This window comes from Rhodococcus sp. PvR044, assembly GCF_040548995.1.
Taxonomy (GTDB): domain Bacteria; phylum Actinomycetota; class Actinomycetes; order Mycobacteriales; family Mycobacteriaceae; genus Rhodococcus_G; species Rhodococcus_G oryzae.
This window is the reverse complement of sequence record NZ_JBEPSX010000008.1, coordinates 187,582-199,136: the sequence shown is the minus strand read 5'-3', so window position 1 is coordinate 199,136 and position 11,555 is coordinate 187,582. Positions and strand designations below refer to the sequence as shown.

General features: G+C 63.0%; 3 protein-coding genes and 1 pseudogene. 2 read left to right on the top strand and 2 right to left on the bottom strand.

Going from position 1 to position 11,555, the window contains the following annotated elements:
- The first annotated feature begins 23 nt into the window (after positions 1–23).
- A complete protein-coding gene (locus ABIC28_RS19235; RefSeq protein WP_354580350.1) occupies positions 24–1,403 on the top strand; it encodes a cytochrome P450 in 1,380 nt (459 codons plus the stop codon).
- Positions 1,404–1,502: 99 nt separating this feature from the next.
- On the opposite strand, the gene ABIC28_RS19230 is transcribed toward ABIC28_RS19235, so the two are convergent.
- Together ABIC28_RS19230 and ABIC28_RS19225 are read right to left on the bottom strand one after the other, a co-directional pair.
- The gene (locus ABIC28_RS19230) at positions 1,503–3,065 is read right to left on the bottom strand and encodes a flavin-containing monooxygenase (RefSeq protein WP_245221048.1); all 1,563 of its coding nucleotides are present in this window, start codon (positions 3,063–3,065) and stop codon (positions 1,503–1,505) included.
- Positions 3,066–3,141: 76 nt separating this feature from the next.
- Positions 3,142–9,306 (bottom strand): annotated as a pseudogene (locus tag ABIC28_RS19225) (SDR family NAD(P)-dependent oxidoreductase); the annotation flags it as partial.
- 713 nt (positions 9,307–10,019) lie between these two features.
- On the opposite strand from ABIC28_RS19225, the gene ABIC28_RS19220 reads away from it, so the two are divergent.
- Positions 10,020–11,507 carry a SpnB-like Rossmann fold domain-containing protein gene (locus ABIC28_RS19220; RefSeq protein WP_097211848.1) on the top strand — a complete coding sequence of 496 codons (1,488 nt, stop codon included), beginning with the start codon at positions 10,020–10,022 and terminating at the stop codon, positions 11,505–11,507.
- Positions 11,508–11,555: the final 48 nt, after the last annotated feature.

Genomic DNA, 11,555 nt, shown 5'->3' with positions numbered 1-11,555 from the left:
ATTCAGTCCCGAAGGATGAGCACATGACACCTCCCCTGATTCGTCGAGACCTTCCACACCCCCCTGGGCGCGTGCCCCTCTTGGGTGATATCACCCATATCGATCGTTATCGTCCCCTTCAGAATGAAGTGGCCCTGTCCGCATCGCTCGGCCCCCTTTTCGAACGGAGAGTCCTCGGCCTGCATTTTGTCTACGTGACAGGTGCTCGGCTCGCGGCACAGTGTTCGGATGAACAGCATTGGGAGCGTGCACTGTACGGGCCTGTGCTCGAGTTCCAACGGTTCATGCCGGACGCTCTGTTCGTAGTAGATTCCGACAATCCGTTGTGGGGCCAGGCGCGCCGCATTCTCACTCCGGCATTCGCGCAGAAGGCAATGCTCAGCTATCACCAGGCCATGCAGTCGGTTGCCGATGATCTCGTCGCGGAATGGTCCGCCGGTGACGGCGTGATCGACACGCACTCGGCCATGACGCGGGCCGCGGGGGAAGTCATCGGCCGGGCCGGATTCACCAGGGATCTCGGGCTTTTCCATGATGCGCCCGACAGCGCCGATTCTGTGGCGTTCATCGATTCTCTCGCGGACCTGCTGCGAATGGCGTCAGACGCCGGCCTTGCCCTGCCTGTCATCGGCCCACTCCGACGGCGGCTACTCGAACCCGGTGTGCGCCGCAATGTCGAGGTGATACATAACTTTTCCGACAGAATCATCGCCGAGCGACAAGCTCACCCGACCGATGATGAGGATCTACTCAACCTCATGCTCACGGCCATCGACCCGGAAACCGACCAACGGTTGCCGTCGGACAACGTGCGCGAGCAAGTGCTGACCTTCATGGCGGGAGGCTACGAAACCACAGCCGCACTGCTCGAGTCGACACTGCACTACATCGCCGCTGACCAAGAGCTACAAGAACAACTCCGCGCCGAGGTTTCGGCACGCGGCGGGTTCGACTACAAAGCAATAACCGGGATGCGCCTGATCCGACAGGCTCTCAACGAGTGCCTGCGATTATGGCCGCCGGCACCGGGATACTTCCGGAGAGCCCGGACCGACCAGAACCTCGGCGGGTACTTGATCCCTGCCGGGCAAATGGTTTTCGTCCTCGCCCTGGCCGCACATCGCGACAGGGGCGTCTGGGGTCCCGACGCCGACAGCTTCGATCCGTCTCGCTTCGAACCCGACCGTTTGCGCAGCCATCCTGACCGGTTCTTCGAGCCGTGGGGCACCGGGCCGCGGAGCTGCATCGGCCGTCAGTTCGCACTCCATGAAGCCACGTTGCTGATCGCCCGCATTCTGTCCGCATTCGAATTGAGCACAGACGGCACACCTCTGGTCATGAGGGAACGTGGGACGCTGCGCCCCGAGCCATATCAGCTGAGGGTCGTACCCCGAGCCAACTGATGAGGCCAACTGGCCCGCACCGGAATCCGTGCCGCAGACTTCCGACACGATCCCGGTGCGGGACCCAACGACGACTAGTCGGCACGCCTCAGATACTGATCATGGTAGACCGGGTGCGTCCACACGCCGATCCGGAAGCTGATACTCCGTGTCGAAGTGATAGTCGGTGAACGGGTAGTGCCTGCCACGCCAACGCGTTTCGAGGGCTCCGGCGGGCCGGAAATACGGCGTGTCACCGTGCGAGTTGCGGTAGTAGGTCGGAACACCCTGCGTCTCGATGTAGTGCCGAAGGACCTGACCGCGCCTGCAGGTCTCGGCATGGTAAGCGGCGTGGGCCTGTTCGCTCACCTCGACAGTCGACGCCTGCCGGCGTCGCGCCTCCGCTATCGCTCGAATAGCGTGTGATGCAGTCGTTTCCACCATCCCGTGCCATCCGATATCGGACAACGAGTACGGTCCGACCAGCATCCAGCGGTTCGGCAGGCCGGCTATGGCCACACCCTCGTAGGCCTGTACTCCATTGGCGTGGAAGAACTGACCGAGATCGAATCCGTCCCGCCCGACAACGGTGCCTTCGGTGTAGCTTTCCGGCTCGGTGTGCATCTCGTAGCCGGTTGCCAGCAGGATGACGTCATATTGATGCTCGGTGCCATCGCTGGTCCGGATGCCCTGCTCGGTGAACCGCTCGATGTCGTCGGTGACCAGGCGAACATTGTCGCGATTGAACACCGCCGGATACCCGGTTGACAGGGTGAGTCGCTTCGCCATGGGTCCGTACCCGGGTGTCAGTGCGGCGGCCGTTGCGGGGTCATCGATGACCCGTCGGAGATACGCTCGGTAAACCCGCTTGGTGAAGGCATCGAATGCGGCCATCAACGGTTTCGCCACTGTCAAGGGCAGATACGTAGCCAGTCTGGCGATGGGTTCCAACCCCAGCAATATTATCCCGGACTGGGCCGCTGCCACGCCTGGCACCCGCAAGGCGGCTTGGAACCAGCGCGGGACCCGGTAGTTGGGTTTGGGTAAGCACCACGCAGGCGTCCGCTGGTAGACATCAAGGTGACCTACCTCAGGCGCGATCGCGGGCGTGATTTGCACGGAACTCGCGCCGGTACCGACCACAGCCACGCGCTTACCCGTCATGTCGAGTGCATGGTCCCAGGTGGCCGGGCTTTGCACCCTACCGGCGAAGTCATCGAGACCCTTTATGCCACTTTCGACTTTGGGTCGCAGAAAGGCGCCGACCGCGCTGATCACGAACCTGGCCGTAATGATCTCGTTGTCAGCGGTGTGCAACGCCCATCGGCGGTGTGTCTCGTCCCAGACTTCGCGGACGATCTCGGTGTGGAACCGTAGATGCCGATAGAGACCGTAGCGGCGGGCGACGTCCTGGTGATACGCCTTGACCTCGGCACCTGTCGGGAATGCCGTTGGCCAATCGGCCTTGCGAGCGAACGAGTACTGGTAGATGAACCCGGGTACGTCCACACTGATCCCCGGGTAGGTATTTTCACGCCAACTGCCGCCGACCTCGCCCGCGCGCTCCAGGATGGTGAACTCTTCGATCCCCGCGCGTTTGAGCAGCGCACCTGCCGCGATACCGCCGGGACCCGCCCCGATCACCACGATCTCGTGATCGGGTTGCGATGTCATAGTGCTCATTTCGTCTCCCTCACTGAATAGGTCGGCTGCCGGCGGTCAGCTGCGTGAGCCATTGGTCTATGAGCTGTGCCGTTACTTGGACCTCGGCGCCGCACAGGGCAACGTGATCCGCGTCCACGGTGTGAACCGTCTGCGCGGTTGACCACTCTTCTATCGGCCACTCGTTGAGGCTCTGATCCAAAGGCGACAATCGCGTGAACTTGACGAAAAGCGTCGTACATTCAAGAGGCTTGTGCTCGATCTGCATCACCAGGTCGAACCACCAACCGAATGCGGTCAATCGTGCGTTGGTCAGGCCGGCGAGGTCGGGGCTCGTCGCGTCCATCTCGAGCATGTGGTTCCCGCGGCCGTTCAGTTGGCACTCATTCGCCTCGCGGCCGATAAAGCCGTCAAGGATGACCAGGCCCTGCAGCCGGGTATCTCCCTGCTCCAATAGACGAGCCGTCGCCGCGTGGGCGATGTTTCCCCCTGCTGAGTAGCCGCCCAGCACGAATTCGTCCTGGCCCACCGTATCGAGGACCGTCGTGACAATGCTGTCGATAGCGGCATCGAGCGAGGCGGGGAGCGGCTCGTCCGGGTCGTATCCCGACAGCGGGATAGCCGAGACACGGCGGTGACCGCCCAAATGGGCGGCAAGCTGCGTGTACTGATTGGATCCGCCGAGGAATTCCGGGGGATTGATGAATACCAAGTGTGGCAGGGCATCCCCGCCACTGATTCCGATACCGCTCGGCATTCCCCCGGAGAAGTGGTCGAACCGCGGACGGAGTTTCGCTGCTGCTCGCAAGAGTGCCACACCGTGTGTGAACCTATTGTCCGCGATCGCCTGCCGGATGACACCGACCAAAGTCTCTTCGGGAGCGGCGGCTTCTGCCGCCGGAAGATCGGTAGATTCGCGAGCTGCATCCGACGGCCGCATCGGCGCTGCCACGGTCTCCCCATGGGATCCGAGCAGTTCGTGAAGAATGTGTCGGGCGAGGGTGACCGGTGTGGGGTGGTCGAAGATCAGGGTCGCGGGCAGTCGCAGTCCCGTGATCGTATTGAGTCGGTTACGGGCCTCGACCGCGGCCAGCGAATCAAAACCCAACTCTCGGAAGTTGCGAGCCGGATCGATCGCGTCGCGACCATCATGGCCGAGCACAACCGCCATCTGGTCTCGCACCACGCCCAGCAGCATCGGCAGTCGCTCGGCATCCGCCAGCACTGAAATCCGCTCTCGCAGAACCGCCTCACGGTCCCGCGACAGCTCCAGCGCCGAACGACGTCGTGCACTCGATACCAGTCCCCGCAGCAGCGGGATCAATGTCCCAGCCCTGACCTGCGCATCCAGCACCACATGATCCAGCGGTGCGGCAACCACCGCGGCACGGTCCTGGGCGATCGCCGTGTCGAACATTGCCAGACCTTGCTCAGTCGAGATAGGTGACAGCCCAACACGACCCAACCGAGCGGTGTCGGTATCAGCGAGATGCCCGGTCATCCCGGTATTGGAAGCCCAAAACCCCCACGCGATCGAAGTCGCGGCCAGCCCACTCGCACGCCGATGCTCGGCCAACCCATCCAGGAACACATTCGCGGCTGCGTAATTGCCCTGCCCTGCATTGCCCAGCACACCCGCCGCCGACGAGTAGAGCACGAACATCCCCAAATCCAGACGGCTCGTGGCCTCGTGCAGATACCAGGCGGCATCAGCCTTCGCCGCCAGCACCGGCTCCATCCGGTCCGGTGTCAGTGACGCGATCACACCGTCATCGAGCACAGCGGCCGCATGCACCACACCCGTCAACGGGAACTGCTCAGGCACCGCCGCCAACAACTCGGCCACCCCATCGCGAGTCGCGACATCACAAGCCACAATCCGCACCCGAGCACCCAGCTCGCCCAACTCCGACACCAACAGCGACGCTCCCGGCGCAGCCGCACCACGACGACTCGCCAACACCAGCGACCGCACCCCATGGTGTGTCACCAGATGCCGCGCCAACACCGCACCCAAACCACCCGTACCGCCTGTGACGAGCACCGTCCCAGCCGACGCCACGCCACCCGCGCCCGAACCCGGCGCGGCCGGAACAGGTAGCCGGGTCAATCGGGCTACATGCACGACACCGGCACGGATCACAACCTGGGGCTCGCCCGAAACGATCACCGCCGCCAGCCCTTCGGCGGCCAGCTCGTCAGTGTCGGTGTCGACCAGGACGATTCGGCCCGGAGCCTCCGACTGAGCCGAACGCACCAGACCCCAGACCGCCGATCCTGCCAAATCGGTGACATCGTGCCCAGCCTGGCCGACCGCACCACGAGTGACCACAACCAGGGTGCTCGCCGCACACCGCAACCCACCCAGCCAGGCCTGCAGCACGCTCAACATCTCATGCGTCGCATCGCGGACACGGCTCGGAACATCCGCGTCTGCGCCGGCACCGACCGCGCCACGGTCGAATACGACCACCGCAGGTACGGTCACATCCTGGTTCTGCACCCAGCTACCGAAAACCTCGCCACCGGTAAAGGTTTCGGCATCGACAGGCGAGATGACCTGCGCCGCTGAGGGCGCCCACTGCACTCCGTGCAACACGTTCCGCACCGAGACGGCGTCCAGCTCTGCGGAAGATACCTCCTGCACAGTCAAGGACCGCGTCGTGAGCACCATCCGGCCGACCGCATCGGCGACCTGGATCGATACTGCATCGATATCGCCGGGTACCGGAGTGATACGCGCCCGCAGCAGCGATGCTCCGGTCGCGTGCAAAGTCACCCCCTGCCAGCAGAATGGCAACTTCACTCGCCCGGGATCGGGATCGGGATCGGGATCGGGATCGGGATCGACATCGACGAGCCGTCCGTGCAGCATCGACTCCAGCAAGGCCGGATGCACCCCGAACCGCGACACATCGGTCATCGACTCGGGCAGCTCGACCTCCACGAAAAGTTCAGCGCCACACCGCCATGCCGATCGCAACCCCTGGAACGCCGGTCCACACTCGTCACCGGCAACAGCCAACCGGTCATACAGACCACCCACAGGCACGGCGACCGCACCATCGGGCGGCCACACTGCCAACCCCGCATCCAGTTCCGGCACACCTTCGATACCCAACACACCCTGTGCGTGCAGAACCCACATGCCGTCGGCGGCCTCGGCACGGGAATACACCGACACCGACCGGCAGCCGAGCTCGTCGGCACCGTCCACCACTACCTGCAACTGCATCCCGACCTCGTCGGGCAGCACAAGAGGCTTCATCAAGGTCAGCTCCTGCAGCAGTGCACACCCCACTTCCGCTGCCGCACGCAACACCAACTCCATGAAAGCGGTCCCCGGTAACAGCACAAACCCACCTACGGCACGATCGGCCAGCCACGGATGAGTCGCCAGGCCGACTCGGCCGGTCAGTACGACACCGTCCCCGTCCGGGGAAACCACCACCGCCCCCAACAACGGATGACCAGCCGCCGATAACCCCAACGACGACGCATCCCCACCACTCGAGACTCCATCCAACCAATACCTGCGCCGCTGAAACGCGTACGTCGGCAAAGACACCCCGCCCACATGAGCAGGTCCCAACAGTGCCGCCCAATCCACCCCAACACCCGACACCTCCAACTGCGCCGCCGACAGTAGGAAAGCGTCCATGCCCCCTTCGTCACGTCGCAGTGAACCCAGCACGGTCACCGGATCGGCACCCACCTGAAGATCACAAATTTGCTCGATACCGACCGTGAGCAGAGGATGCGGACTGACCTCGACGAAGACGTTGTACCCGTCCTCCATCAGGGCCTGAGCCGCTTGTTGGAAACACACTGGTTCCCGCAGATTCCGGAACCAGTAGTCCGCATCCAACTCGGTGCCGTCCAGTACACCACCGGTCACGCTGGACCAGAACGCCACCTGTGACGATCTGGGCGCAAGTTCGGCCAGCACCTTCAGCAGCGGTTCGCGGAGCACATCGACCTGCGGCGAATGTGAGCCGTAGTCCACCGAGATCCGGCGTGCGTGAACGTTGTCGCGTGCGCAGGCTTCCAGGAAATCCTCGAGCTGCACTGCCACACCGGACACCACCGTTGCCTGCGGGCCGTTCACCGCAGCCACTGACAATTCGTCGTATCCGGCCAGCAGCGTGGTGACCTGGTCGACAGGCAAGGACACCGTCACCATCCCGCCCCGCTCAGTCAAAGCGATCAAGGCGGCCGACCGCAGGACCACTACCCGAGCGGCATCCTCGAGGGACAAGGCCCCGGCCACACACGCCGCAGCAATCTCGCCTTGGGAATGACCCACTACCGCGTCCGGAACGACACCGACCGAGCGCCACAGCTCGGCCAACGAGACCATCATCGCGAACAGCACCGGCTGAACCACGTCGACGCGCTCCAGCGACGGCGCTCCTTCCGCGCCCGCGAGCACGTCGAACAACGACCAATCCACCAGCGGCGAAAACGCAGCATCACACTCGGCCATCTTCCGAGCGAACACCGGCGAACAGTCCAGTAGCTCTACTCCCATGCCCAGCCATTGAGCACCCTGACCAGGGAATACCAGCACAGTTCTGCGTGGCGCTCCAGCCACGCCGGTCACCACGCCAGGCCTCGGAGTCTGTTCCGACAGCGCAGTCAGCCCCGCAAGCAACTCGTCACGATCCGCACCTACCACCACCGCACGGTGGTCGAACCGCGACCGCTGAGACACCAACGACCGCGCCACGTCCTGCACGTTCATCAACGGGTCACCGGCCACGAAATCCCGCAGATTCCGCACCTGCCCCGCCAACGCCTCCGGCGTCCGACCCGACACCACCCACGCCACCGGTCCGTCCCCACCGACACCGGTCACGGGATCGGTCACCGATTCCGGTGCCTGTTCGAGGATGACATGGGCATTGGTACCGCTGATCCCGAACGCCGACACCGCAGCACGACGCGGCCGATCGACAACCGGCCAATCCCGCGCCGCGGTCAACAACCCCGCATGCCCCGACGTCCAATCCACATGCGTGGACGGCTCATCCACATGCAACGTCTTGGGCAACACTCCATGACGCAGCGCCTGCACCATCTTGATCACCCCGGCCACACCGGCAGCCGCCTGGGTGTGCCCGATATTGGATTTGACCGAACCCAGCCACAACGGCCGATCCTCCGGCCGGTCCTGCCCGTAGGTGGCCAGCAACGCCTGCGCCTCGATCGGATCACCCAACGTGGTGCCGGTGCCGTGAGCCTCCACCACATCAACCTCAGCCGCGGACACTCCCGCATTGGCCAACGCCCGCCGAATCACCCGCTGCTGCGAAGGACCGTTCGGCGCAGTCAACCCATTCGACGCACCATCCTGATTCACCGCCGAACCACGCACCACCGCCAACACCTGATGCCCGTTGCGTTGGGCATCCGACAACCGCTCCAACACCAACACACCCGAGCCCTCACCGAACGCGGTCCCGTCGGCAGCATCGGCGAACGGTTTACACCGACCATCCGGCGCCAACCCCCGCTGCCGGGAAAACTCCACAAACGTTCCCGGGGTTGTCATCACCGTCACCCCACCCGCCAACGCCAGCGAACACTCGCCCGAACGCAACGCCGCCACCGCCTGATGCAACGCCACCAGACCAGACGAACACGCCGTATCCACCGACACCGCAGGGCCTTCCAACCCCAGCACATACGACACCCGACCCGACACCACGCTGGGCGAAGAGCCGGTCAATCGATACCCCTCCACGCCATGATCAGCCCCGACTCCGGGTATCCCGCCATAGGTCTGTCCGAGGACACCAACGAACACGCCAGTATCACTGCCACGCAACGAATCCGGCTTGATGCCCGCCCGCTCCAACGCCTCCCATGCCGTCTCCAGCAGCAACCGCTGCTGAGGATCCATCGCAATCGCCTCGCGCGGACTGATCCCGAAGAACCCGGCGTCGAACTCGGCCGCGTCGTACAGGAATCCGCCCTTGTTCGTGTAGGACTTACCCGCAACACCGGGCTCCGGAGATAACAAACCCGACTGATCCCACCCACGATCAGACGGCCACGCCGACACTGCATCACGACCCTCGACAACCAGGCGCCACAGATCATCCGGCGACCCCACGCCTCCCGGAAAACGACACCCCATACCAACGATCGCTACCGGCTCCGAGGCCGACTGCGTCAGCTCCCGCAGCTTGGCCCTGCTTTCCTGAAGCTCGGCTGTGACCCGTCGTAGGAGATGTTGCAGCTTCTGCTGATCGACCATTTTCGGAACCTCTATTCCAAAGAACAAGAACCCAATCCAGGCAAAGACTCAGGCATACCGAACTCGTCGTTCAACAAAGCGGCGAACGCATCCTCTGCCGTCGACTGGAGATATGCCGATCGCGCCGAATTCGACTAGGCAATGAATCTGCTCGAGATCGGCGATCATAGTCGCCGAAGTGTCATCTGGTGTAGCTGAAGATCCGCGAGATCGGTTCGAGTTCAACAGTATCTGTCGTGAGGGTCACGTCAGCTGACTTCAGCCTGCGCTCGGCTGCGTGAGCCATTGGTCTGCCGGCCGTGCCGTCACTTGCGCACACCGCCAGGCGCCACCGACGTCTGCGGAAAGTCGATTGCCATCGCTCGGCATTGCCGTCGCCCGGTCCATCCGCCCCACCCCCATGAGCTAACTCGCAAAGTGCGTGTCAGCATCACGCAAGAACACGTTCTAGTCAAGCGATGGACGACGCCAGTTCCTCATGGCATGCTGGCGACATGGCAGGCCGGCGACGCCGTGGTGCAGCGCAGAGCGCTCCCCGAGTCAGTTCATTGCAGACCGCCAGCGGGGCACCGGCAAGGCCATTCACGTCAGCCGCAAGAACAGGTTCTACGCCTCGGGGTGCCGCAGCCGCCATCCAGAAAGAAGTAGCCATTGTCGATTGTGAACATACGTCGATTCCGCCGAAATCAGAGACTGCACAGGAGCTTTGAGCAATGACCACAGAGCAAGGCCAGCTCGTCGAGGCATCGGACGAATCCATGAACAAGAATCGCACCATCGAGTGGTCGACAATTCCCACCCCCACATCATTGCCCGAGGTCGCACCCTGCGACTGGGAAGAAGCACTGAACGGGCCTGACACTGACACAGCCCAGGTCATAGTTCTGGACTGCCGCAGAGACGAATCCGGTACGCTGCCAACGGATGCGCACACCATGACACAGAAGGTGTCAGCCGCTTTGCAGTCCTGGTCCGGACAACGACGCTTCGATTCCAGCCCTTTCCTGGTACTCACGCGCGGCGCGGTTTCGGTATCGACTGACGAAGTCGTGCACCCGGCAGGATCGGCGATATGGGAGCTTGTGAAGACGGCTCAGGCCGAGAACCCGGGGCGGATCATTCTCGTCGACACCGACTCCTCCGACAAAGGCCTCGGGGACCTATTCGGACTCATGGCCGTACGGAACATGACCGTCACCGCAGTCGCCAGCGCCGAACCTCAACTCGCCATACGCGGAGACATCCTGTTTGTGCCCCGGCGCAACGGGATCGGACTTGCCCCCGACCGAGCTACCGTGGTCGCCGAGTCTGTCGAACAGTCTCCCGCAGCGAGCTCCAAATCCGCTGAACCATCTATTGTTCGCATGTTCAGACAGGCGGTCGCAGACGATAAGTTCGGCGACGGCCTGGAATTCCTTCTTGCGGCTGCGAAACTCCGCCCGGCGTTCGACCACTATACGGCAGGAATACCGAGGGGCATCGGGCTCAGCGGTGGCACGCCCCACAATAGTGGCGGAGATACCTTGCCTCACGTTGTATTGATCTGCACCCCGGCATTTCTCGGCGGATATATTCAGTACATTCTGCTCGCCGCTCATTTGGGCGGTCATCGCCGTCTCTCGGTCATCCCGCTCTCGGGATATGAGCCGGATGAGCCCTTGCCGGCGTCGCTCGACGCCGCCATCGAAAGTATCACCAAGGCCGTCCTCGACACCGTTGGGAACGACGAATTTGTCCTGGCCGGCATGTCGGGAGGAGGAAACCTCGCCCACGCCGCTGCAGCTCGATTGCTGGAACAAAGCAATTCCCGGTTGCAGGGATTGATCATCTTCGATTCCTTTATCGCTCGAGAGGCAAACGAGCGCCAAATGGGAACCGCGAGGGACGCCGTGGTCGATACGGAAGCATTGATCCCCGACCTTGCCGGCTTCACCACCGAACGGTTGACCGCTCTAGCATGCTGGCTCGAGCTGTTGTTGCAAATCGAGTATCAGCCTGTCGAATGCAAGGCGCTCGTCATCAAATGCACGAAACCGTCACCAACGCACAACCTCAACGAGTGGCCCATCGAAAGCTGGTCAACCGAACAGACTGTCCAGACCGTGGACGCGGAACATGTCGCACTGTGCAGCACTGAGGCGCATACGACCGCACAGGTGGTTGACCAATGGTTGAGGCAGTTGAGCGCAAACGACGGTTAACCTCGTCCGATGGTCTGTCGAGTAACTCTCCACTATGTTCTGTTGGCT